The sequence below is a fragment of the Micrococcus sp. R8502A1 genome (assembly GCF_006704135.1).
GTDB classification, from domain to species: Bacteria; Actinomycetota; Actinomycetes; order Actinomycetales; family Micrococcaceae; genus Micrococcus; species Micrococcus luteus.
On sequence record NZ_VIGS01000002.1, the window covers coordinates 19,255 to 43,081 of the forward strand.

At 67.1% G+C, this 23,827-nt stretch carries 21 protein-coding genes, 1 tRNA gene and 1 pseudogene; 6 read left to right on the top strand and 17 right to left on the bottom strand.

What is annotated here, in order from left to right; all coding sequences use genetic code 11:
* Window positions 1-62: 62 nt before the first annotated feature.
* On the bottom strand, window positions 63-1,604 hold the full coding sequence (locus FLM69_RS00705) for an MFS transporter (protein ID WP_220125174.1): 1,542 nt from the start codon (window positions 1,602-1,604) through the stop codon (window positions 63-65).
* A complete protein-coding gene (locus tag FLM69_RS00710) occupies window positions 1,601-2,053 on the bottom strand; it encodes a TetR/AcrR family transcriptional regulator (protein WP_006214762.1) in 453 nt (150 codons plus the stop codon). Before FLM69_RS00710 ends, FLM69_RS00705 begins: the two co-directional genes overlap by 4 nt.
* A 215-nt stretch (window positions 2,054-2,268) precedes the next feature.
* Between FLM69_RS00710 and FLM69_RS00715 the strand changes: the two genes are divergently transcribed.
* On the top strand, window positions 2,269-3,444 hold the full coding sequence (locus FLM69_RS00715) for an NAD(P)/FAD-dependent oxidoreductase (RefSeq protein WP_080695943.1): 1,176 nt from the start codon (window positions 2,269-2,271) through the stop codon (window positions 3,442-3,444).
* A gap of 642 nt (window positions 3,445-4,086) precedes the next feature.
* Here the strand turns inward: FLM69_RS00715 and FLM69_RS00720 are convergent.
* Both FLM69_RS00720 and FLM69_RS00725 read right to left on the bottom strand, forming a co-directional pair.
* A complete protein-coding gene (locus tag FLM69_RS00720; RefSeq protein WP_141842680.1) occupies window positions 4,087-4,296 on the bottom strand; it encodes a hypothetical protein in 210 nt (69 codons plus the stop codon).
* A 536-nt stretch (window positions 4,297-4,832) separates the two neighbouring features.
* Complete coding sequence (locus FLM69_RS00725; RefSeq protein WP_127435182.1) at window positions 4,833-5,771, bottom strand: hypothetical protein; 939 nt, start codon at window positions 5,769-5,771, stop codon at window positions 4,833-4,835.
* Between the two features lie 427 nt (window positions 5,772-6,198).
* Here FLM69_RS00725 and FLM69_RS00730 point away from each other — a divergent pair, with 427 nt between their 5' ends.
* The 3 genes and pseudogenes from FLM69_RS00730 to FLM69_RS00740 all read left to right on the top strand — a co-directional run bounded on the left by FLM69_RS00730 (window position 6,199) and on the right by FLM69_RS00740 (window position 10,466).
* Window positions 6,199-7,851, top strand: coding sequence for an ABC-F family ATP-binding cassette domain-containing protein (locus tag FLM69_RS00730; RefSeq protein WP_135019341.1), 1,653 nt, complete (start codon window positions 6,199-6,201; stop codon window positions 7,849-7,851).
* Window positions 7,848-9,080 (top strand): MFS transporter, encoded by a 1,233-nt coding sequence (locus FLM69_RS00735; protein WP_240009023.1) that lies wholly within the window; start codon window positions 7,848-7,850, stop codon window positions 9,078-9,080. The genes FLM69_RS00730 and FLM69_RS00735 overlap by 4 nt, the downstream gene beginning before the upstream one ends.
* Before the next feature lie 219 nt (window positions 9,081-9,299).
* A pseudogene (locus FLM69_RS00740) lies at window positions 9,300-10,466 on the top strand (IS3 family transposase).
* Between the two features lie 39 nt (window positions 10,467-10,505).
* Here the strand turns inward: FLM69_RS00740 and FLM69_RS00745 are convergent.
* Window positions 10,506-11,507: an alpha/beta fold hydrolase gene (locus tag FLM69_RS00745; RefSeq protein ID WP_141842682.1), complete on the bottom strand. Its 1,002-nt coding sequence runs from the start codon at window positions 11,505-11,507 to the stop codon at window positions 10,506-10,508.
* Between the two features lie 38 nt (window positions 11,508-11,545).
* On the opposite strand from FLM69_RS00745, the gene FLM69_RS00750 reads away from it, so the two are divergent.
* Window positions 11,546-12,097, top strand: a complete 552-nt coding sequence (locus FLM69_RS00750) for a TetR/AcrR family transcriptional regulator (RefSeq protein ID WP_181743456.1) — start codon at window positions 11,546-11,548, stop codon at window positions 12,095-12,097.
* 143 nt (window positions 12,098-12,240) lie between these two features.
* Here the strand turns inward: FLM69_RS00750 and FLM69_RS00755 are convergent, their stop codons facing one another.
* Entirely contained in the window at window positions 12,241-13,458 is a 1,218-nt protein-coding gene (locus FLM69_RS00755; RefSeq protein WP_141842686.1) for an MFS transporter, read from the bottom strand.
* Between the two features lie 107 nt (window positions 13,459-13,565).
* Between FLM69_RS00755 and FLM69_RS00760 the strand changes: the two genes are divergently transcribed.
* Window positions 13,566-14,129 (top strand): TetR/AcrR family transcriptional regulator, encoded by a 564-nt coding sequence (locus FLM69_RS00760; RefSeq protein ID WP_141842689.1) that lies wholly within the window; start codon window positions 13,566-13,568, stop codon window positions 14,127-14,129.
* Here the strand turns inward: FLM69_RS00760 and FLM69_RS00765 are convergent.
* The 11 genes from FLM69_RS00765 to FLM69_RS00815 all read right to left on the bottom strand — a co-directional run bounded on the left by FLM69_RS00765 (window position 14,126) and on the right by FLM69_RS00815 (window position 23,825).
* Window positions 14,126-15,472, bottom strand: coding sequence for a helix-turn-helix domain-containing protein (locus FLM69_RS00765; RefSeq protein ID WP_181743457.1), 1,347 nt, complete (start codon window positions 15,470-15,472; stop codon window positions 14,126-14,128). The genes FLM69_RS00760 and FLM69_RS00765 overlap by 4 nt on opposite strands.
* 1,604 nt (window positions 15,473-17,076) lie before the next feature.
* Entirely contained in the window at window positions 17,077-18,018 is a 942-nt protein-coding gene (locus FLM69_RS00775) for a cation diffusion facilitator family transporter (protein ID WP_101966191.1), read from the bottom strand.
* Window positions 18,019-18,020: 2 nt separating this feature from the next.
* Window positions 18,021-18,410 (bottom strand): helix-turn-helix transcriptional regulator, encoded by a 390-nt coding sequence (locus tag FLM69_RS00780; protein WP_141842693.1) that lies wholly within the window; start codon window positions 18,408-18,410, stop codon window positions 18,021-18,023.
* Window positions 18,411-18,546: 136 nt separating this feature from the next.
* On the bottom strand, window positions 18,547-19,137 hold the full coding sequence (locus FLM69_RS00785) for a LysR substrate-binding domain-containing protein (RefSeq protein ID WP_197464198.1): 591 nt from the start codon (window positions 19,135-19,137) through the stop codon (window positions 18,547-18,549).
* Window positions 19,138-19,460: 323 nt separating this feature from the next.
* The gene (locus FLM69_RS11345) at window positions 19,461-19,607 is read right to left on the bottom strand and encodes a hypothetical protein (protein ID WP_156491183.1); all 147 of its coding nucleotides are present in this window, start codon (window positions 19,605-19,607) and stop codon (window positions 19,461-19,463) included.
* A 44-nt stretch (window positions 19,608-19,651) separates the two neighbouring features.
* Window positions 19,652-19,725 (bottom strand) — tRNA-Cys (locus FLM69_RS00790).
* A gap of 15 nt (window positions 19,726-19,740) precedes the next feature.
* The gene (locus FLM69_RS00795) at window positions 19,741-20,259 is read right to left on the bottom strand and encodes a carboxymuconolactone decarboxylase family protein (RefSeq protein WP_141842694.1); all 519 of its coding nucleotides are present in this window, start codon (window positions 20,257-20,259) and stop codon (window positions 19,741-19,743) included.
* Window positions 20,260-20,272: 13 nt separating this feature from the next.
* Window positions 20,273-20,638 carry a helix-turn-helix domain-containing protein gene (locus tag FLM69_RS00800; RefSeq protein WP_181743458.1) on the bottom strand — a complete coding sequence of 122 codons (366 nt, stop codon included), beginning with the start codon at window positions 20,636-20,638 and terminating at the stop codon, window positions 20,273-20,275.
* 41 nt (window positions 20,639-20,679) lie between these two features.
* Entirely contained in the window at window positions 20,680-21,357 is a 678-nt protein-coding gene (locus FLM69_RS00805; protein ID WP_255502628.1) for a hypothetical protein, read from the bottom strand.
* Between the two features lie 64 nt (window positions 21,358-21,421).
* On the bottom strand, window positions 21,422-21,727 hold the full coding sequence (locus FLM69_RS00810; RefSeq protein ID WP_006214168.1) for a metal-sensitive transcriptional regulator: 306 nt from the start codon (window positions 21,725-21,727) through the stop codon (window positions 21,422-21,424).
* Between the two features lie 10 nt (window positions 21,728-21,737).
* A complete protein-coding gene (locus tag FLM69_RS00815; RefSeq protein WP_141842700.1) occupies window positions 21,738-23,825 on the bottom strand; it encodes a heavy metal translocating P-type ATPase in 2,088 nt (695 codons plus the stop codon).
* Window positions 23,826-23,827: the final 2 nt, after the last annotated feature.

Sequence of the window (23,827 nt, forward strand, 5' to 3'; positions counted from 1 at the left end):
CCAAGCCATGGCGGGTTCCTTTCTGATGTTCGGGCGCTGCTCCTCGGGAGGGCGGGCGGTCTTCAGTGCGCTTGCGAGGTGAGGGTGTGATGGCGGGGCACCAGGACCGTGACCGCGATGGCGACGGCGGTCATGACGATGAAGCCGACAAGGCCGGTCTGGGACAGGGCGGTGGTGAAGGCATCGTTGGCCAGCGGCATGAGCTCGGCGGACCCGGTGGAGGAGGCGACGCTTGCAGCGCCGCTGATCGATTCCCGAACAGCGTCCGCCTGGGCATCGGTCAGTCCCAGTGCGCTGATGTCACGCGGGGACAATCCCGAGTTGTAGACGGCGCTGGCGACGCTGCCCAGGATCGCCACACCAAGGACGGCTCCAAGCTCATAGCTGGTCTCTTCCAGCGCTGCGGCGTTGCCGGCCTTGTCCTGCGGCGCGCCAGACATGATCAGTGCCGACCCCACGGCAAGCGAACTGCCTCCGGTGCCGAGCAGGACCAAGGCGATAGCCATCGACGTGTAGGTCAGCGGCTGCGGGGCGAGGTAGATGGCCAGGAAGCCCAGGCCAGCGATGGCGAGGCCACCGCCGAGCACGGCGCGGGGTCCGACGAGGGCGGCCAGTCGTGGCGCGAGCGGGGAGGCGATGCCCACGGCGAACACCGCGGGGAGCATGGCCAAGCCAGCCTGCAACGGAGAGACTCCGAGGACGACCTGCAACCACTGTGCCGACAGCAGCAGCAGCGCAGACATCGCGAACATGAAGGACAGCGCGGCGAGGATGCCGGCAGTGAACGTCGAGCTGCGGAACAGCCGCAACTCAAGCATCGGGTTGGGCCGACGCAGGCACCTGCGGACGAACCACGCCAGCGCCGCGGCCCCGACCAGGAAGGAGACCCACGACACCGGGTCGGTCAGGCCCTCCTTCGCGATGTGCTTGATCGACCAGACCAGCGCCACCATCCCACCGACAATCGCGATGGTCCCGGCCGTGTCCCAGCTGGGCGGGACGGCCGCCCTGTACTCGGGCAGCAGGAAGAGCCCGGCGATCACCGCGATCACCATCAGGGGCACGTTGATCAAGAAAGCAGCGTGCCAGGTGCTGTACTCCAGCAGCAGCCCGCCGACGACTGGCCCGATGGCCATGCCGACCGAGGACACAGCGGCCCAGATGCCGAGCGCGGTGGCCCTCTCGCGCGGATCGGTGAAGATGACACGGATCATCGACAGTGTCGTCGGCATGATCATCGCGCCCCCGATCCCGAGGAGCGAACGGATCGCGATGAGGGTTCCCGCATCCTGCGCGAACAGCACCAGCAGTGAGGCAAGGGCGAACACCGCAAACCCGCCGAGAAGGATTCGTTTGCGACCAAAACGATCAGCGATCGCGCTCATGGGCACCAACAGTCCGGCGAGGACCAGGGAGTAGATGTCCACGATCCACAGCTGCTGCGCGGACGTCGCCTCGAGATCCGCTGTGATGTGGGGGAGGGCGACGTTCAGGATCGTCATGTCGATGCTGATGACGACGAGGCTGGCGCTGAGAACCGCCAGCGCTGCCCAGCGTCGCGTCTTGCTCAACGGTGATGTCTTCAGGGTCAGGTCTGTGCTCACGCCGACTCGCTTTCAGGACGGAGCAGCGCGACGAACGCGCGCTCGAGGGTGTTCAGGTCGATCGGTGTGCCCGTCAGCGTCGTGTGCATGCTGGCACCGTCGATGAAGACGACGATGGCGCGGGCGGTGGCGGGGTCGGTCCAGCCCGAGGCGAGCTCGACGAAACCGTCAACCCATCGCAGAGCGATGTGTCGCAGATCTTCATGCTGGGAAGCAGCGCTATAGAGGGCCGCGTCTGCCCGCACCTGCGCGGTGTCCGTGAGGTAGTCGTGCAGCAGCCGGGCGAGGACTCGAGGGTCGCCGTCGGCGGCGGCGACCTGCTCAGCAAGGTCGGTGAGCTCGACGGTCACCTCCTCCGCAAGCTGGCACACCGCGGCTTCCCGCAGGTCGTGCAGCGAGCTGAAGTAGTAGGTAGTAGCTCCCAGAGGAACACCGGCGCGCTGCGCCACCGCGCGATGCGAAAGGGTCGACCCTTCCAAGAGCATCTCCGTCGCCGCCCGCACGATCTCCTGCCGTCTCCGCTCAGGATCCCTCTTCCGCCGTGTAGGCGATGCACCCTCGGCACCCATCTGATCCTCACTTTCCTCGTCTTGACGCCAGTACTGTACCAGCGTACTAGTACTGGTGTACAGTAGCTGTATACGTACCGAGCAGGAGGAGATCTATGGGCCCCGCAAGCGCAACGGGACGACGTGCACTGGTCGTCGGCGGAGGAATCGCCGGCAGCGCCACAGCATGGTGGCTGCATCACACCGGCTGGCAGGTGACGCTGATCGATGCGAACGAGTCAGCACCGAGCGGCGGCTACGTCCTCGACCTCGACGCGGTCGCGCAGAAGATCCTCCGGCGGATGGGTGTCAGCGACGTCATCGACAGCGTGAGCACACCCAGTCCGGCGACGACCTTCCGCCTCACCAAGGGTGCCCGTCCGTTGCAGATGACCTTCTCTGGCGGGACCTCTCGCCTGGCGCATCGCGCCCGGCTGATTGAGAAGCTGCTGGCGCATGTGCCCTCAGGAGTGGAGACGCGGCTCGGCTGTCGGCTGTCATCCCTGGAGCACCGATCCGATGACGTCGTGGCGCGATTCGACGACGGAACGCGCGGCATCTTCGATCTCGTCGTCGGGGCCGACGGAGTGAACTCCACGGTGCGTAGCCTCGTCTTCTCACCTCGCGAGGCCAGTCTCTACCGCAACGGCCTCTCCCACGTCTGGGCGACGGTGGATCACGCCATGGAGGGCCCGAACGCTGTGGTCGTCGGTCGTCACCGGACGGTCGTGTTCGCCTACCCGCTGCCCGCGGTCGGCGCGACGCAGATCGTAGCCGCGCTCCCGTCCCCCGACGCACCCCGGAATGATCCGCGTGCGCCGGCTGTGGCTGTCGCGCGGGCGCTGCGCAGCATCGGCGGAGAACTGAACCCGATCGCTAACGGAATGCTCGAGACGACCGACGTGCTGCTTACTCGCTTCACCCAGGTGCGCACCACCCACTGGTCAACTCGCAGAGTCGTCCTCGTCGGAGACGCGGCGCACTGCATCGATCCCCTCTCCGGCCTCGGCGCCCACGGAGCCCTGCTCGGCGCCGTAACGTTGGCCCAGAAGCTCCGCGAGCACGGACCGGACGATCCGGCCGCCTTCGCTGAGTACGAGCAGACGGTGCGCCCCTTCGTCGAGAGCCGCCAAGAGGTCACCGCGCGAGCCGTGGAGTACATCACCCACCCCACGTTCCGAGATCGCTCCACCAATGCGCTGGGATCCGTCGCTGCAGGTCTTCGCGCGGCCCCTGCGCTACTCACGACCGGCGGGCGGGAACGCCTCGCCGGTATCGCCGCCTTCGGCTAACTCTCGCCCGCTACGGAGGTTCGCGGCGGCAATCTCCTCTATGCCGACCCTTTTGGGTATACCCCTTTGGACACCGCCGGTCCCACGAGACCGACACGTCAAAGACGGTTCAGCATCGGGCTGTTGGACACACCTGGCGGGGGGTCTGAGGCGTGGTTGGACAGGCAGTGGCCTGCCTCCGAGTCGGCTCGGCTGAGCGGAATCTGGCCCGGTAGCTGAAGGCGGTGGGTGCCGAGAGGCAGCGGGGGCCGCACAGGCATGCGCGCGTCTCCGCCCAGACTGTGCGCCTCACCCACTGCTGGCCATGCTGGCCGGCGCCCCTGGTCAGGGAGACGTCCTGGGAGTGCTCAGGACCCACCTGTCATTCGCGTCCATCACGTGCAGGTCATCGCACATGAATCCCCGCAGCCAGGGGACCTCATCCACCACACGCAGGTAGAAGCCACGGTGCACGCGGGGATCCTCACCCAACGAGGGGGAGAGCACATGCACGGATCCCTCCGGCGCCCGACCATGCCGGAGCACGGAATCCGGGGCGTTGACCTGATCCAGGGTGCGCAGACGCAGCAAGGGGGCGACAGCCGGCGGACAGGGAGCGAGGCCGGCAGCCAGGACTGCCCGGCGCAGCTGCGGCAGGGTGCCTCAATTGGGCAGGCCCACCTCGGCGAGGGAGCGCTCGACGACGCGCACCGGGCGGGAGGTCTGTAGGTCCCTGAAGACGGCGGGATGGAAGAGCAGGGTGCGCGCTGAATCGTTGACCTGCACTCCGGCCGCCTGCAACTGCGTCAGCAGTTCATGCGGGTCGCCGGCAAGGTTCAGCTCTATTCCGGCGCGGTCGATGAGGTCAGGCATAGACCTGATTGTCATCCGCGATGCTGCGGGTTCCTGTCAAAGTAGACAACGCGGACTTCCCGTAGCGGCGCCAACAGTCGTCGCCGTCAAGTCTCTAGAGGCGTGTCGCGGTATGAAACATATTCGTGCGTTTGTGAAATCTTCGCTGCAACTCGACAGCGTTTGTGCAATCTTCGCTGCATCTCGACAACCGGGCGATGGCGCAGGGCACAAGGGAAGGCGAGTGTAGAGATGCAGCGAAGATTTCACACGACGCGCGGCCAAGAGTTCACAAACACGCGCCACACGTTCGTCTCTGCAAAGTAGGCCGAGCTGGAGATGAGTGAAGAAGGGCATCCAGGACGGGGCCGTGCGAATTCGCCTGGGTGCGTAGAAGGCGCCTCCAGACTGGAGCCGCGGTACTTCCTGCGGGTCGCACGAGCGCATCCACGCCCACTCCGAACACTCTGCATGTCTAAGAGTTGCTACTGGATCGCCATCTGCCACGTCCGGCGGCAGGGTGTCCTAGTAGGCGATCAGTGGGGGCCGTGCTCCTCTCACCAGGGAAACGTGCCGCCCAAGAACTGGGTCAGTAGTGCAGTGAGGCCACTCACGGCAGCTTGGCCGGAAGCTTCGGCGGCCCCGTCGCGCAATTTTGTCAGAAACGAGCGTGTGGACTCACCGACCGTATTGCCGTCCTCATCGAGAGCTTGTCGAAGATCTGCAACCTGATCGGGCTCGAGAAGCTTGGCGGCAGCATCCAAAAGTCCCTCACGATCTCCAGGAGTCACGCGAGCGTCAATTGCAACTGAGGCGGCGCCGTCAACCTGCCCTTGTGAGACCACCGATGCCCGGTCGCCATAGATGTTTTGGGTGATGATTTGAAGAGAGACGCTGCGTGCTTCTCCCCGTGTGCCCTCCGCATCCTTGCCGACATCGCCCACTGATGGATCAATGGCTTCGAGCTCCAACAGCAGCTCTAGGGCAGAGGTGCGCACACGATCGACGATGCCCTCCAGATGCGTCCGGGGCAGGACTCTGCAGGCCGATGCGAGCTCCATCATCTCAACTCTGGGCGCTTTGCCTTCATTGCCGAGGCGACGGAACTCATCGACCCAAATGAGAGGAAGGCTAAGCTCCGGTGAGTTCTCCCGGTCTCGGGTCAGGGCGCTGACCTCCGCCACGGGCTGGCGTAGGAAGTCTGCTTCTGCGGGTACTCGTAATGACTCTGGGATGTCCGAACGACTGAGTGACTGACGCAACGAGGCGCCCATCGGACCATGGAATGTGAGCCTGTATGGAGCGAAGAGAGTTGAGCGATAGTTCGGAGGTTTAACGTCTGGTGACCCGTACCCCTGAAGCTCGCCCTTCACCCATTCCACCATAGGGTCGGACTGGATTCGCTTTGCCACTACCAGACATTGCCGCAATGCGTGTTCGATCTGCACATTCGGATCTGACAAGGTCTCAATTGCGCGAGTGATAGTGAAAGTCATCAGAAAAAGCACCAATCGGTGTGGCGGACGTGGCAGACGGTGGCACGTGGACAGTCCTAGAACTTTTCGTGAAACGGTCGCATATGGGCAAGGCTGAGGCTTCAAGAGGCTTGCGAGGGCCTTCTATCGAGCCGCAGACCTCTGACGGGGCCGCAGAGGCCAAACCATGACTGTCTCGCTCGTCAGTTTTCCAGTCTCTGCCTCCCCGGGACGCTCGATAGCTCGACATACAGGTCTGTGGCGATCCGGGACTCCTCTGCCGCGTTTGATATCGTCGAGTCCATGTACAGAGGCATCGCGTCGATGAAGCTCCGCTCCGCCCGCTGACGGCGGCGGACCACTCCTGACGAAACCCGCTCGCCGTCCTGGCACCCTGCCGGGCGGCTTTCTCGTGCTGCCCGGCTCCATGACGAGCTGAGAGACCACGATGACCCTGACCCCTCTGAACACCCCTGCCCTGCCTGCAGGCAGCGCCGCCCACATCCGAGCCGAGAGCATCACCCTCACCCTGGGCGATCGAACCGTGCTGAACGACGTGGACGTCACGGTCTCCGCCGGATCCCGGCTGGCCGTCGTCGGTGAGAACGGCCGCGGCAAGACCACGCTGCTGCATGTGCTCGCCGGCACCCTGATGCCGGACTCCGGCACCGTGACCCGCGCAGGGACGGTCGCCCTCGTCGAACAGGACCTCGACGTGGACGACGACCGCACGGTCGGTGACCTCGTCCACGACTCCATCGGCGAGTCCCTCCGTGTCCTGGACCGCCTCGAGGAGGCCACCCTCGCCATGGCAGAGGGCAGGCCTGGAGCCGATGACGCCTACGCCCGAGCGCTGGAGACGGCCACCGCCCTCGACGCCTGGGACGCCGAGCGGCGCATCGACCTCGCGTTGCACGGCCTGTCCGCCTGCACGGATCGGGCTTGTCCGCTGCGGGCACTGTCCGTCGGACAGCGGTACCGCGTCCGGCTGGCCGTCGTCCTGGGCTCTGCGGTGGACCTGCTCTTGCTGGACGAGCCCACCAACCATCTCGACGCCGGGGCCCTGGAGTACCTGACACGGGCACTGAGGGAGCACGCTGGGGGGTTCGCCGTGGTCACCCATGACCGCGCACTGATGAAGGACGTCGCCGACGTCTTCCTCGACCTGGATCCCACTCGTGACGGTCGCCCCCGGCAGTACACCGGAGGCTATGAGGCCTGGGAGAAGGGGCGGCGTGCCGAGCGGGCCGCCTGGGAACAGGAGCATGAGCAGCAGCTGGCCGAACACGCCGCCCTCACCAGCGCGGCCGAGGCCGCCCGCGGACGTCTCCAGGACCGGTGGCGTCCGGACAAGGGGACGGGCAAGCACCAGCGGGCCACTCGCGCCGGCGGCGTGGTCCAAACCTTCAACCGCAGGATGCGGGATCTGGCGGCGCACGAGATCACCGTGCCGGACCCGCCCCGGTCCCTGACGTGGCCGGCCTCGACGACCAGGGCAGGCCGGCCACTGCTCAGTGCGGAGGGGGTCGGCCTGGCCGGCCGCCTCCACGGGCCGGCCTCCGTCGAGCTCCACGGCGGGGATCGCCTGCTGCTCACCGGCCCGAACGGCGCCGGCAAGTCCACGTTGCTCCAGGTCCTCGCCGGCATCCTCGAGCCCACTGCCGGCCGCATCCTGCGGCACACGGGCGCGAAGATCGCGCTGCTCGCCCAGGAAGTGCCCGCATGGAACCCGCGACACACGGCGCGGCAGGCGTTCGAGGCGCACCTGCACCGCAACGGTCTGATGGCGAGGAACAACGGTGTGCCGTCACTCGGGTCATTGGGCCTGCTAGAACCGCGGAGCCTGGACACGCCCGTTGGGCGGATGTCTCAGGGGCAGCAGCGAAGGCTCCACCTGGCGCTGTGCCTGGCTGAACAGCCGGACCTGTTGATGCTCGACGAGCCGACCAACCACCTCTCCGCCGCGCTGGTGGACGAGCTCACGGACGCCATCCGGGAGACCCGGGCGGCCGTGGTGGTGGCCACTCACGACCGCCAGATGCTCCGAGACCTGACCGACTGGCCGCGTCTCGAGCTGAGCACCGAGGGGGTGAGCCGTTGACCTCGATCACCGCACTGGCACCTCTGTCCTCTCCCCGGTATCGGCCGCTGTTCCTGGCGATGGTGCTGGCCATCTTCGGCCAGGGTGCCTGGAACCTGTACCTGGCCATGCAAGTGCTGGAGCTCGGAGCTGATCCGCCGACGCTGGCCGGCGTCGTCATGTGGAGCGGTGTCGGCCTGCTGGCTGCCTCACTGCCGGCCGGCGTCGTCGCCGATCGCCTGTCGAAGAAGGGGATCCTGGTGGCCGTCCTGGTCGTCAATGCGGTGGCGGCCGGTGTCGTCTCCGGCCTCGCCACGATGGGGGCCGTTCAGTACTGGCTCCTGGGATTGTCAGCACTGATCGTCGGGGCATCGACGGCGTTCTTCTTCCCGGCCTACACGGCGTTGGTGCCGCTGCTCGTCGAGGAAGAGCAGCTGATGGCCGTGAACGGCCTCGAGGGGGCGACGCGGCCCGTCGTCGGTCAGGCCCTGGCACCAGCCCTGACCGGGGCGGTCATCGGTGCGACGACACCTCCTGCGGGCGGGCTGCTCATTGCCCTTTCGCTCGCGGCCGGCGCGGTGCTGGCCGCCCGCCTGCCTGCGGTGGGCCCTCCAGATACGAATGCGGCGCCTCAGCACCCGTTCCGGGACCTGGCCGAGGGATTCACGTACGTCCTCCGGACGCGCTGGGTGAGGAGCAGCGTCCTGTTCGCCGCCGTCATGGGCCTGGTGACGACCGGCGTCCTCGAGGTGCTGCTGCCGGTGCTGCTGCGCGACGGCCACGAGAACGGTGCCGCGGTCTACGGGGCGGTGCTGGCGGCGCTGGGCGTCGGCGGGCTGGTCGGCTCGCTGCTTGCTGGCGGCATGGAGGCGCCGCGGCGGTTCCTGCCCGTAATGGTGGGAGTCTGGGCTCTGGCCTGTGTCCCGCTGGCCCTGCCTGCTTGGACGCTGAACCCCTGGATCATCGGGGCCGGTCTGATGCTCTACGGGGCCGGCATCGGAGTGGGCATGGTGATCTGGGGGACCGTCCTCCAGGCGCACGTGCCCTTGGACATGCTCGGACGGGTGGCGAGCCTGGACTTCTTCGTTTCGATCGCGTTCATGCCGCTGTCCGTCGGGCTCGTGGGGGCGGTCTCCGCCGCCGTCGCCCCAGGAGCACTGTTCGTGGCCGCGGGGATGGTCCCGCTGGCCTTGGCCGGCGTCCTGGCACTGGCCGGGCAACTGCGTTCCGACGAGCCCCACGCGGCGTGACTCGTGCCTCGCGGCGGGGTCGGGCGATGGCTCGGCCCCACCACGCGGCAGGGGGCGCCCCCTGCTGTTCCGACGCTTCAATCGACGCGCCCACTCAGGAGGCCCGCGTGCGTCCCCTGGCCCTCACGGCGCGTAGTCGCACGATGGCAAGGGACTGCTGCACGGATAGGTGACATCTGATCTGTGACGCTGTGAGGCGTTGCTGGAAGGATGAACACCGTGCCCAAGCCCTATCCCCAGGAGTTCCGCGACGACGTCGTGCGCGTCGTCCGCGATCGTGAACCTGGCCAGACCATCAAGCAGATCGCCGCGGACTTCGGCATTGCCGAGTCCTGCCTGCGCAACTGGATGCGCCGGGCGGACGTGGAAGAGGGCTCCACACCCGGAACGAGCGCCGCCGAGCACGCCGAGCTCCGGGAGGCCAAGAAGCGCATCCGGCTGCTGGAGCAGGAGAACGAGGTTCTGCGCCGGGCGGCGGCCTATCTGTCCCAGGCGAACCTGCCGGGAAAATGAAATACCCGCTCGTCCGTGAGCTGGCCGCCGACGGGATCCCCGTCACGGTGACGTGCCGGGTCCTCAAGCTCGCCCGCCAGCCCCTACTACCGCTGGCGCGCCACCCCGGTCACCGACGCCGAACTGGCCGAGGCGTACCTGGCCAACGCGTTGTTCGACGCCCATCGCGACGACCCCGAGTTCGGCTACCGGTACCTGGCCGATGAGGCCCGAGACGCCGGCCACGCCGCGTGTGACCGGACGATGTGGCGGGTGTGCTCGGCCAACGGCTGGTGGAGCGCGTTCGGCAAGAAGCGCGGCAAGAACGGCAAGAAGCCGGGCCCACCGGTCCACGACGATCTGGTGAAACGCGATTTCACCGCCGACGCCCCGAACGAACTCTGGTTGGCCGACATCACCGAACACCGCACCGGTCAAGGCAAGCTCTACCTGTGCGCGGTCAAGGACGTGTACTCCAACCGGATCGTGGGCTACTCGATCAGCGACCGGATGAAGTCGCGCCTGGCCGTGAATGCGCTAAACAATGCCGTGGCCAGACGCACCGAGGTGGCCGGCTGTATCCTGCACACAGACCGCGGATCGCAATTTCGGTCCAGGAAATTCGTCCGCGCCCTGCACCACCACGACATGGTCGGTTCGATGGGCAAGGTCGGTGCCGCCGGTGACAACGCGGCCATGGAGAGCTTCTTCGCGCTGCTGCAGAAGAACGTCCTGGACCGTCGCACCTGGGCCACTCGCCAGGAGCTGCGGATCGCGATCGTCACCTGGATTGAGCGGACCTACCACCGCCGGCGCAGGCAGACAGCCCTGGGCCGATTGACTCCCGTTGAATACGAGACCATCATGACCGCACCGGCCGCTCAGGCAGCCTGACCCACCCTGTCACCTATCCGTGCAGCAGTCCCGACCGGCTCACCGCCCCTCGCTGGCGTCCCAGAAGTCGAGAAGCTCCCGTCCTAGCGCGTCTGCCTCGTCCATGGGCAGCGAGTTCGTGCCCCCAGGCCACACGGTGACCTCGGCTTGTGAAACGAGCCTGGTGACGCGTTCCGCGGCACCCGGACCGCCGGCGAGTGCTGATTCGCCGCCGATGTCGAGCCTCACCGGCATCGTCAAGGAACGCCACTGATCGTCCGTCAAGGTGCGCGGCATGGGCAGCGCAGCCGTATACCCCTGCGTTGCCTCGCTGATCATCACGGACATCGGAGAGCGTTCGGCGACGTCGTCTGTTGTGGTGCCCCCGATCTCCGCCAGCGCGCGGTCCTGCCAGGACTGCGGGGTGGGGAGTGCTGCGATGGTCGACCAGAAGTAGATCGAGGCCGGCATTCCGCTGGCGGCCATGATCGGCTCGAGCAGGGTGAGGGAAGCGACCTGTTCTGGGTGGGCCAGGGCCAGCTCGGTCGCGGTGGCGCCACCGAAGCTGTGACCGACCACGTGGACCGTGTTCATGCCTAACCCGTCGATGGCTTGGGACACCCATGCGCCCTGATCTGCGGGCTCTCCCAGGGGCATCGATTGTGCGCTCAGGCCGGCATCCCCGATCGGATCGAGTGCGATGACAGTGCGCTGTCCGATCCACGACGGCAGATTTTCGGCCCACATCGGTGCACCGCTGGACCGGCCGGGCATGAGGAGGACTGGTGCTCCGGCGTCGTCGGGGCCGTTCCACACGAGGGCATGGACAATGCCGTAGTCCGTCTTCACCTCGCGTGTGACGTCTGGTGCCGGCAGACCGGCGAGGACGTCGCGGTAGGCCCTCTCATAGGCGGACCGCGCCTCCTGAGTGCGCCAGTGCCCGACTTGTGGGTCGGCGGTGAAGAGATCCACCACCTTGCTGGCGGCGAGGCCCAGGATGACCGCGACGGCCACCACCTTCATCACACGACCCACCCGCTGAACGATACGTTTGTATTGCATGACGGTAAGGATACGTTCGTATCGATAGGATGGTCAACATGGATCAGGGCAAAAGAGAAGAGATCTTGGCCGGCGTCTGGCAGGTGATCGCCACCAGGGGAATCGCCGCTGTCAGCGTACGGTCCGTGGCGGAGGCGGCCGGTGTCTCGCCCGGGCGGGTCCAGTACTACTTCACGGCGAAGACGGAGCTCGTCCGTGCCAGTGCGGAGCTGATGCTGCGTGGTGCGGCTGATCACCACTCCGAAGCACTGGGGCCCCGCGACGATCCGACCACGCTGAAGTCCCTGCTGATGCACGCCTTCGGCCCGGCGGCGTCGTCTCGGACCGGGATGGCCGTCTACTACTCCTATGTGGCTGCGGCGGTGTCCGACCCCTGGATCGCCGACCTCCTCGCCGAGGCGAAGAAGGGCCTCGTCGACGCAGTGGCGGCCTGTCTTGCCGCTCAGTGCCCCCAGGTGGCCGACCCGGGTTCAGTGGCCTGGGAGCTCGTTCTGTTGTCCGACGGTGCTGCGCAGGCCGTGTTCCTGGGCGCACTTACAGAGGGCAACGGGCGTGCCCTCATCGAGGCGGCGCTGCGTCGTCTGGAGTGACCTGCCCTCCCGCCGACGCGCGGACCATGGTCGTGGCCTTGGCCGCGGCGTCCTTCCTGGTCGTCGCTCGCCAGGTCGCCATCACTCAGACCACCCCGTGCTGGATCGCGTCCTGCAGGCACCTTCCCGCGGGGGAATGACCCTCACGTGCGTGTGTGAGCCCGTGATGGACGCAGCATCGCGCCGGCCACCCCGGCTCCGGCGGCGATCAGAAACGCCAGGCGCATGTCCGCGGCCCCCGCCAGGGCGCCCAGAGCGGGGGAGGCCGCGGCCTGGCCGGCGGCGATGGCCAAGAACGCCAGACCCACCCCGGTGGAGGCGCGGCCGGGATAGAGGCGCGTGCCCCAGAGCAGCAGCACCCCGGTCAGGGCGATGTAAATCGCTCCGAATGCGCCTGAGGCGGCGACGGCAACCACCGGGTCCTGCGGCCACAGCGCCCACGCCGCGGTCGCCGCAGCGAAGACGGCCATCAGTCCGGTCCAGGCGGTGGGCAGGGACATCCGTCCCACGAGATCCCCGGCGGCCGCCCCGGCCAACCCGCACGCACCCAGCACGATCCACGCCGCCGTAGCCAGACCGGGCCCGTGACCGCCGGCGGTCTGCAGGAAGTCCTGACCGAACGTCCACCCCGCCGCGCTGGAAGCTCCCATGACCGCGGAGGCGGTGACCAGGGCCCACGCGCCCGGCGGAAACAGTGGGGGCCGCCCGTCGGCCTGCGCAGACTCTGCCTTTGCGCGGGCGGCCCCCTGCCGGCCGGCGGGCACGGTCCTCCAGATCCAGAGGGTGACCAGCGCGGCCAGGGCGGTGAAGATCCACCATCCGGTGCGCCACTGCTCCTGGGTCAGCAGGGCGACGGGGCCGGAGACCATCACCCCTACCCCGGTGCCGGCGTTCACCACCGTCTGGACCCGGTCCTGCCGGGCCGCCGTCACGTGCTCGGAGACCGCGCGGGCCAGGGGCGGGGAGGCCACGCCCGTGCTGGAGCCGGCCACCGCCACCCCGACCCCGAGGACCAACGCTGAAGGGGTCGCGGCGATCATCGCGCACCCGGCCGTGGCCAACGCCCCCGCGGTCACCGCCACCGGGCGTGCCCCAACCCGCGGCGTCAGGGCCGTAGCGGCCAGGATGCCCACGCAGTAGGCCGTGTAGCTGGCCGAGGCGATCAGCCCGGCGGTGGCCGCGTCCAGCGCGAACGCCTCGCGGAAGGCGGGCAAGAACAAGCCGTAGGCGAAGCGGGCAAGCCCATAGCAGGCGGCGATGAGGCTCGCGCCGGCCGCCGTGAGCGCCACTGTGGCCCGAGGGGTGAGGGGGCGGGCGCCGTTGTCGGCCCGTCCGACGGGGGTGGTCTCGGTGCGGGACATCGCGGCGGTCCTATCTGGGCGTGGCCGCCCGACAAAGAGAATTCACCGATCGGTGAATTCTGCAGGAGACTACGTACACTGGTCGGTGAAGTCAACGAGGAGGTCCCATGGCTCAGGTTCAGACGCCGGCGCTCACGCCGGGGGCCCGTCGCATCCTGGACGCGGCGGAACGGCTGTTCTACGCCCAGGGGATCCACGCGGTGGGGGTGGAGGCGATCGCCGCGGAGGCGGGCATGACCAAGCGCACCCTCTACAACCGGTTCGGGTCCAAGGAGGCCCTCGTGGAGGCCTACCTGCGTCAGCGTCACGAGCGGTGGTGGGTGCGCCTGCAGGAGCGCCTGGCCGTGGCGCCGGAGCCGCGGGTGCTGGCGGTGTTCGACTCCTACCGCGATGACGCCGATGGTGCCCTGCACGGGTGCGCGTTCCTCAACGCGGCCGCTGAACTGCGGGGGGACCACCCTGGCCTGACCGTCATCCGGGAACACAAGCAGGCCGTACGGGAGAAAGTCCAGCGCCTGATCGCGGCCGAGCGCGGCAAGGAGGCTGCTCAGCGTCTGGCCGAGCATGTGTTCCTGCTGCTCGAGGGGGCAATCGCGCAGCGCGGCGTCGACCCGGATGGCCGGAGCCTCGAGATCGCCCAGGGATTGGCCAGGGAGCTGCTGGCGGCTTAGTCATCCTCCAGGGCGAGTGCCGTGGCGAACTGATCCGCCGTGATGCTGGGCAGAGCACCCCGCTGGGACAAGAAGTCCTCCAGCAGTTCCCACACACTGCGCACAAGCTCCCGGCGGCCGTGTGTGGCCACTGCGGTCCCCGATACGGCCTTGAGCCCGCGAAGACGGTCGTCGTCGCTGATGGATGCGTACATGCTTCCCATCCAGCTGCGCCGTCGGATCCCCTCTGGTGGCCGGGAGGGGCCGAACTTCACAAGGAAGTCGCCGCTCACGTTGCCGGCCTCGACGGTTCGCACCAGCATGGCCGTCAAGTCCCAGGCGAGGGTTTCGGCGTCCTCGGCTGCCACGAATTCCGGGGTGAGGTCATCCCTGCCGAATCTGCCGTCTCGAGTCACGCCCAGACCTAAGCCGCCGTCCCCGTGGATTTCCAGGCGGGCGCCTTGGGGGTAGTCGGGGCGGGGGAGGTAGGTGTGGTGGTACAGGCCCAACCCCCGCCGCAGCTCGGAGAAGGCGGATGTCCTCAATGCGCTGAGACCCTCGAACGATTGCTCTGGCCGACGGGCCTTCACGGCGTCCAGGAACCGGGTTGCCCCGATAGCGCTCAGTCGACGGGGGTCGACGCGCGGTTGGAGCGGGACGGCCACGGCGGTCATCCAGATGGGAGGCGGCCCCATGATAGTCGTGCCGTTGACAGTGCGTGCGTTCGAGCCCAGTTCAGGGTCGGCGCCGACGGCCACCACGAAGTCGTGAAATCGCTCGCTCACGCTCGCGCGTTGCTCGCGTCGCCGTTGCTCCCGCCGTCGGTAGGCCTCCTCGATCTGGCGTTCGGTCATGTTCGCCGTGTGGGAGCCGTTGCGCCACGGGGCTTGGAACCATCCCTGATCCGACTTGTCTTTGGGAGGGCGGATCAAGTGCGGTGCCTCCGGGCTGGCTGGCACGTGCAATGCCAGGACCCGGCGCCCGTCGTCCCAGATCACGTGTTCGAACTGCACGCCAGAGACAGGTGGGTAGGTGCGGGCCAGGATGGCGCGCCGGATCTGCAGCTCCTGTACTTCGGAGACTTCCCCGACGCTTACGATCGCCATCGGCGTGTTGGAGCGTTTCTCTTGCACTCCGTACACGATCACGCCGCCGTCTCCGTTGGCCATGGCGGCGACATCCTTCGCCAGCTCGCGGGCTTTGGCTTCCAGATCAGGACCCTTGAGGTCGTCAGGTAGGGGGAGCTGGACCTTCCAGTCCAGTTCCTCTTCCTCCTTGAGACTCTCGCGTACTGCGGCCTCGATGTGCTCAGGTTTGAGCTCTGGATCGGTCAGCCCCAGACGGGCGTGAATGCGGGTCCACATGGGGTCAGCGTAGGGGGCTGGCCCCATGGGCGGGCGGGACGGCGGCGATGCCAAGCTCGTCGGAGATTTCCAGAACTTCTGTCGGGCGATTATCCAGATCCTTGAGAGGGGCCGTGCGGGCGAGGGGAAGGAGCAGGCAGCTCAGCGGGCCTCCCCGCCCTTACGTGATGCTCTGACCCATCGGCGTTGCCACGGGGTCTCTACCGCATGGGCGTCGTAGTGCTCCCGGACCCACCGGATGGCGGCCTCTGGTTCGAGACCCTCGTGGCAGGCCAGGGTGGCCAGAATCGTGTCGGTGCGGTCTCGGCCGCCGCCATAGGCGATTTCGACCCGGTGATGGGTGCTGAGCTGCAAGGCCTGGTCGATCGCGTCCCGGGCCTGGCGGGAGTCGAGGGGCAGACCGAAGTCCGGCCACGGCACCCGGACGTGAGGCCGGGAGGGGTGGGGTCGGCGCCACAGGGCGTAGACCCCCCCAGTCGGGCTCTTGCTGTACGGGTGCGGACCATCGGCGTCCGCGGACCAGTCGTCCGCTGGGCAGGGGGAGGACGCCTGCGTCGTCGGGTTCCCATGTGGCCATGGGCCCATCCTGAGTCCCCTCCGGCCGTCGAAGGAAGGGCGAACCCAGTCGTGAGCGTGGCGCGTTACGCGGCGGTGCCCAATTGTCGAGATGCAACGAAGAGTTCACACGACGCGCGGTGAACTCTTCGCATATCAGGCGGGATCCGGTCGGCGTGAAATCTGGGTGTCCCGGTGGGCGCTCCCGCGCGCCCCAGGGCCCGCCAGAAACGTACGGGCGGCTGCCGCTCTGGCGGGTCGGTTGTGGCGAGTCATGTGGCGGGCGGACAGGGTCGGATGTGGCGCGCACGGCGCATGGCGGGGTCCCTCGCCACAAACGACCGATTGTGCCGGGCATGCAAGACACGCAGGCCACTGGGGAAGGGGCCCCGCTGTTCATTGCGGTCATGGGAGTGAGGTTGCTCGTCGGGTCGTGAGCGCCACCTCGACCTAGGGCGTGTCTGATAATGCTTCGAGGGTTGGGCTAAGACCCCGGATCCATTCTCAGACACGCCCTAGCCGACCACCCTGACCGCTGCGTCGCGGACATGTCCCAGGCGCGCGCCTGACAGTGCGCTCATGCCGGGAAGGCGATTCTGAGGCCGTGCCACCTGCCGCTCGACTTCCGCCTCAGGCACCGGGTGCAGAGGAGTCACCTCTCGTGGTCGACGGCGGGCTATCAGTCGGGGATGCTCTCGCGTGCAGCCTTGCGAATCTGTGCTGAAGCGTGCTGCGAGGCAAAGGTCAGCAGTTGAGAAACAGCTGGCGGGCGTGAAGCAGGAACTGGTGACAGCTGATCGTTAGTGCCGGGAGGCTGAGGATGAGTCGTTGGCGGCCGTGCATCCGGTGAGCAGGAAAGCACCGACCACGACGGTGATTGCAGCGGTTTTCGTTCCGCCGTACTTCGGGAATGGCCTGAAGTTTTTCATGGGATTCCTTCCCGTGTCTGCCCGTGGTGCCAATTGGCCTTACTACCCCATAGGGGTAGTGCCTACCTGCGTGACGCGGAAGCGCCCCCGCCCGGAACGAGCCCGGGAGGGGCACTGCGTTCAGTCGTGCTTGCTGATTTCCGGTTCATGTTCGGCAATGTGCTCGGTCTCGATCTGGAAGGTCGAGTGATGGATGGAGACCTCGAAGTGTCCTGCGACGCAATCTTTGATCTCGTGGAGCGTCTGCGCGGCACGACCGTCGGTGAAACACTCGTCCTCGACGACGACGTGGGCGGTCAGGATCGGCAGGCCGGTCGCCACAGTGGAGGCGTGCAGGTCATGGACATCTTTGACATGGTCAAGTTCGAGGATGTGCGAACGCACCTTGTCGAGGTCGAGGCCCTTGGGAGTGAACTCCATAAGGACGCCAGTGGTCTCGCGCATGAGCTTGAACGCGCGAGGCACGATCAATGCGGCGATAAGCAGTCCGGCGATGGCATCGGCCTGCATGAACCCGGTCGTGGCGATGACGATCGCCGCGATGATCACTCCGAGCGACCCGAGGGCATCATTGAGAACTTCGAGGAACGCGGCACGCATGTTGAAGTTCGAGCCGCGGCTGGAGGCGAGGATGGTGATGGCGATGATGTTCGCGACCAGGCCGATGATGCCGAATATCAGCAGTTCGCTTGCGGGCACCTCCGGCGGCTCGAACAGTCGCCGGATGCCTTCGATGGCGGCGTAGGTGCCCACCGCCAGCAGCAGTGCCGACTGTCCGAGGGCTGCGATCACTTCGATACGCCGGAACCCCCAGGTGCGCTTGGAGTTGGCGGGCTTGAGCATCAGCGTCGCGGCGATCAGTGCGACCAGCAGCCCGGAGGCATCGGTAATGGCATGGGCGGTGTCGGTCAGCAGTGCGAGGCTGCCGGTGATGATCGAGCCGATGGCCTGGGCGACGACGATCGTCGCGGTGATCGAGAATGCGATCCAGAGTTTCTTGCGGAAATCTCCGGGGTGACCGGTCTCGCTGGCGGCGGGGCCGTGATTGTGTCCTGCGCCCATGTCTACTTCTGGTCCGTATCTGTCGCGTGGTGGGTATGTGGGAGTCGCAGGTGCGTGCAGAGCAGGGCCTGCGTACCGGTGGCATCGAGGAGGCGTTCGGCAGCGGCGATGAGGGTACGCAGGAGCTCGGACTGTGCCAGCGAGTACCAGGTGGAGCGCCCTTCCGGGCGCATCGTCGCCAGGCCGCACTCGACGAGGAAGCCGACATGCTTGCTCACCGTGGACTGGGCCAGGCCCATGTGCTCGACCAGGTCCCGGACCCGGTGCTCCCCGGAGGCGAGGTGCTGCACGATCGCTAACCTCGTCGGCTCCGCAAATGCCTGGAACAGGTGGGCGTACGCTACTGTCGCCACTTCGTCGAGGGTTGCCCCCTCCTCTTGAATCATCGTCATAGGGCGATCATATCGCGCTAGAGCGAGATTGTCGAGTGTGATCTGTAGCTCCGACACGGAATGAAGCTCAGGGGTCCCGTCGCACCCGAGGATGGGCTACCTGGGGGATGGTCGGTCGCATAGCTGCAGTGGGGAGCTACGTCAGCTGACCATCGGCCCCGGTGGAGAGCAGCCGGGGTGGGGAGCCGATGTCGATGAGTCGGGTGAAGTAGTCCTGTGCGCAGGTGGCGAAGACCCCTACCTGCGGGTGGCTCCTCCTCTGCCCTGGCCAGGTCAGCGCCACGGTCACCCGTGGGGCATCCTCGATGGGCAGATAGACCACCTCCGGCGCGCGGTGGTTGTGCGTTGTCGCCTCTGCAGTGATGCCGATGGCGTCGCCGACAGCGATGCGGGTTAACCACTCGTCCGTGTTCGCCACCGAGATCGTGCGCGGCATGCGAGCAGTCGTACTCCACAGCTCCCCGGTGGCCGTCGGAGCGGTCGCGCAGACCGCCACCGGCCCGTCAGCGAGATCGGCTAGGGTCACCGACTCCTGCCGGGCACGCGAGTCGGTACTCGTCACCGATGCAACCAGGCGTTCGGTGAACAGCGGTAACCGCTCCAAACCCGGACCAATGGCACGTTTGGGTGAAGAAGAGCGGATGAGTGCGGCATCGATCGCCCCCGTCGCGCAGGGCCCAGATCGGGTCCGTCGGGCGACTGTATTCGATGAGCTCAGCGTGCCCACGCTTCCATTCCTGGAGCAGAGGCAAGGTGTGACGGCCAAAGCCGGCCCAGGCGCAACGGCACCAGGATGCGCAGTGAGGCCGTGGTGCGATCTTCCAGGTGAAAAGGTAGGTTTGAATCCGGTTCCGAGAAGGGCACATGGGCCTGGGTCCGACGATCAGACTCTGTTGTGAGCCGCGGCCCGCCCTCGCCCTCGCAACGTTCAAGTGAGTAGATCCTGGAACGGCCGAACTTCAGACGGATGCCGTAGCCGCCGTTGGGTCCGTCAGGCAGAAGCTCTGCCCCCAATTCTTCGAGGGTGGCCCGCACACGCTCCTGCTTCTTCTACGACAAGTCGTGTCGCCCCTTCTCGAAGTCGCGCAACTCTTCCTTGGTCACGTTGGCTTCACGGGCGATATATTGGGCGCTCACCTTCACGAGGATGCGCGCGGCGCGTGTCATGTCACCGTTGAAGATGTGCTGGCTCTCCATCACTCGCCTCCAGCGACGTGTGTCCTATTGGGCTCAGCGGGAAGTGGAGGTGCCTACGGGATTCGAACCCGTGTAAACGGTTTTGCAGACCGCTGCCTATCCTCTCGGCCAAGGCACCAAGTCGCCGGCGAAGTCAGTCGCCCGGCGTGAGGCCAGCAACCAGGTTGAAGGCGCCGGTGAGAATGTTCAGCGACACGACCCCGACGACATCAGAGATCTCACGGTCGCTGTACCCGTATCCCCGAAGCTCGTCAATCTGCTCGTCGGTGATCGACGTAGGGTCACGGTAGACCTGGAGGCCGAGCGCGATCATCGCCGCGACCGGGCCGGTCATCGCCGTACCCTGCTGGGCGAGTGCGATCTCGTCATCGCTGACCCCGAGCGATCGTGCCGCGCTGATGTGCGAGGCCAGGCACATTCCGCATCCCTGCTTCGACTGCACGGCGATCGAAACGAGCTCGCTGACCTTACGGTCGAGCTTGGCGCGACGCATGGCTTTGCTCAGCTGCAGATAGCCGCCGAGCACCGCCGGGGAGTGCGCCATCGTCGAGACCATGTCTCCGACCTGGCCGTGCCGCTCGACGAGATCGCCGAGCAAGTCTCGTGAGGCCCCCACTGCGGTCTCAGGGGTCAATCGGGAAAAACGGGGCATGATGCCTCCTCTGTCAGTTCGGTCGCGAGTTCGAGGTGGGAGAACCCGCACGAGTGCGTTCCTGCTGCTGATGTTCGGCATGGAAGATCGCAGCCTCAGCCAGCGCCCCGGCAGGCACACCGTTCAATAGGTAGAAGTCGCCGGACTCGCGTCGCTGCCGACTCACGATCCCGGCCGACTCCAGGCGGTGAAGCTCGTGGGAGGTCTGGTCGACGGGAAGGTCGACGATGTCCGCCAGATGATTGGCAGAGACCTCGATGTCGCGAATGGCGAGGATCATCTTCACACTCACCGGATTCGCCAGCAACGCGAAGACTCCGACCGCCGCATTCAGATGCGGTGTGTCATACGTGGCGTGCACGTGCTCAACCTTTTTCATAGTCATCAATACTACCCCATACCCCTATAGGGTATCAAGGGTTATTCAATCGATGTGACGGACTCGGAAACGCGTGGCCGGGTGCGGCGGATCGGGGTGAGGCCAGAGGCGACGGGTCCGCGCAGGAGCACGTGTCCAGTCGGGAGGGTCAACCGCGTCCAACGGCCGGCGGTTGAGATCGTGGCCCCGTTTCCTCGGCTGAGGAACCCGCAGACGTAGGCGGCGAACGCAACGCCTTGTGGCGGCGATGCGAGTGCCGTGTCCGGGGTGCCCCAAACCGTGCCCCGGATCTTGCGGACGACATCGTCGCCGGGTTTGTCGGGAAGTGCTTGGGCGACGGCCTCGATGCCGGCACGGGCGCTGCGCATCAGCGTAAGGCTGGACACATCCGCAATAAGTCTCCACCCGTGTTGCGGGGGTTCGACGCTGGTCCAGGCGGGTGCCAGCGCGGTTTCCGGCAACGCCAGGGTAAGAGGGTCGGCGGTCGCGGTTAACGTTTCCACGGTGACGTCGCACTGCAGCTGAGGGTCGGAGCGGAGCGTGCGAAGGACGAGGATCGTAGGAGTGCGGTCGAGCGCACCACGGGGCGTTAGCGCGGCTGCGCTCATGCGCAGCAGCCCGGCCGCGGCCTGCAAGCGCACGCCGTGGGCACCGGCCTGCGCGGCCCGCTTAGCGAAGGTGAGCGCGTCGCGGGCGGACGGCGCGTCGGCAAGGATCAAGCGCGCTGGCATCCTGAGGGTTTGTGCCCGCCGTGTCCTGGAACGCGGTGATCGGGGTCCGGGTTCAGGAGCGAACGAGCCGGTTGATGGCGTCGGTGGCTTCCTGGATCTTCTCGACGGCCGCCTCGTCGCTGAGCTTGGCGGCATCAAGCACGCAGTGCTTGAGATGGTCGTCGAGCAGACCAGTCGCAACCCCCTGGAGGGCACGGGTCAGAGCGGAGACCTGGGTGAGGATGTCGATGCAGTACTTCTCCTCATCGATCATCTTCGCGATCCCACGCGCCTGTCCTTCGATGCGCTTCATGCGGCCGAGATAGCGCTCCTTGTCGCTGATGTAGCCGTGCTGGTGGGAATCGGTATCGACAGACATGGGCATGTCCTTACTTCTGGCGCTCCAGGACGGAACGCGTGCTGGCTTCGGGTGTGAGGTCGATGCGCCGCAGCAGCTGGGCGTTGAGCGCGACAACCACGGTGGAGGCTGACATCAGGATCGCGCCGATCGACATTGGCAGGACGAATCCCACCGGTGCCAGGATACCGGCCGCCAACGGCACCGAAAGAAGGTTGTAGCCGGCGGCCCACCACAGGTTCTGCTTCATCTTGCCGTATGCGCGTCGCGACAGCTGGATGATCGAGAGCACGCTGCGTGGGTCGGAACTGGCCAGGATCACCCCGGCCGAGGCGATGGCGACATCGGTGCCCGCGCCGATCGCGATGCCGACATCGGCCTGCGCCAGAGCCGGGGCGTCGTTGACGCCGTCGCCGACCATCGCGACCCTCTTGCCCTCTTCCTGCAGCTGGGAGACCTTCGCGGACTTGTCCTCCGGGCGCACGCCGGCGAAGACGCGGTCGATGCCGAGCTCCCGTCCCACCTCGTTTGCGACCGCCTCGGCATCGCCGGTGATCATGACGACCTCGACACCGAGGGCGTGGAGGGCGTCGACGGCGTCGCGGGATTCTGGCCGGACCTCGTCGGCGAGCCTCAGCCCGCCGACCACCTGGCCGCCGCGGAGAACGTGCAAAATGATCGCGCCCTCGGAGCGCCATGCCTCGGCCGTGCCGACCTCGTGCTGACCGGTCTCCTCGAGCAGCCGGGGCCCGCCGACGCGGACCTCCTGGCCGGAGACGGTCGCGGTGACGCCGACGGCGGGCGAGGATGAGAAGCCGCTGGCCTGCTGGAGGGCAAGGCCCTTGTCCTTGGCGGCGGTGACGATGGCCTTGGCGAGCGGGTGCTCGCTGTCGGCCTCGGCCGAGGCAGCGAGGGCGAGGACCTGGTCGGCGTCGAGTTCGCCGGTCGGCTCGACGCCGGTGACGGTGGGCTCGCCCTTGGTCAGCGTGCCGGTCTTGTCGAACAGCACCGCGTCGACCTGCCGCATGGACTCCAGCGCCAGGCGGTCCTTCACTAGGACGCCTCCGCGGGCGGCTCGCTCGGTGGCGATGGAGACGACCAGCGGGATCGCCAGGCCGAGGGCGTGGGGGCAGGCGATGACGAGCACGGTGATGGTGCGCACGACGGCCTCGTCGGGCATGCCGATGAGCGTCCAGACGACCGCAGTGACCAGCGCCGCGCCAAGAGCGAACCAGAACAGCCAGGCCGCGGCCTTGTCGGCGATCCGCTGGGCGCGGGAGGATGAGTTCTGCGCCTCGGCGACGAGCCGGTTGATGCCGGCCAGGGCGGTGTCGTCACCGGTGGCGGTAATCTCCACCCGCAGGCCGGAGTCGGTGGCGACGGTGCCGGCGGTGACGGTCTGGCCCTCGCCGCGAGAGACCGGGCGGGACTCGCCGGTGATCATGGACTCGTCCATCTCGGCGCGGCCGTCGACGATGGTTCCGTCGGCCGGGACGCTGCCGCCGGGGCGCACGATGACCACGTCGCCCACGTCGAGGTCGGCTGGGGCCACCTTGACGACGTTCTCGCCCTCGACGCGCTCGGCCTCGTCTGGCAGCAGTGCCGCCAACGAGTCGAGCGCCGAGGTGGTCTGGGCCAGGGAGCGCATCTCGATCCAATGGCCCAGCAGCATGATGACGATCAGCAGCGCCAGTTCCCACCAGAATTCGAGCTCGTGATGGACGAGCCCGAGCGTGGCGGCCCAGGAGGCGAAGAAGGCCACCGTGATCGCCAGAGCGATGAGCAGCATCATCCCGGGCTTGCGGGACTTCAACTCGCTGACGGCACCGGTGAGGAAGGGCCTGCCGCCCCAGACGTACATGACGGTGCCCAGTGCCGCGGCGACCCAGCCCGCCCAGCCGGGGACCTCGTAGCCCAGCAGCATGGCGAACATCGGTGAGAGGGCAACCGCGGGGATGGCGATGACGAGGTTGATCCAAAACAGCCGGCGGAACTGGCCAACGTGGTCCCCGTGCCCGCCATGGCCGCTGTGATCTCCGTGCCCACCGTGCTGGGCATGCTCATCGTGGCCGCCGTGCTCGTCGAGGCCCGTGTGGCCTGAGTGCTGCCCGTGGTCCATGG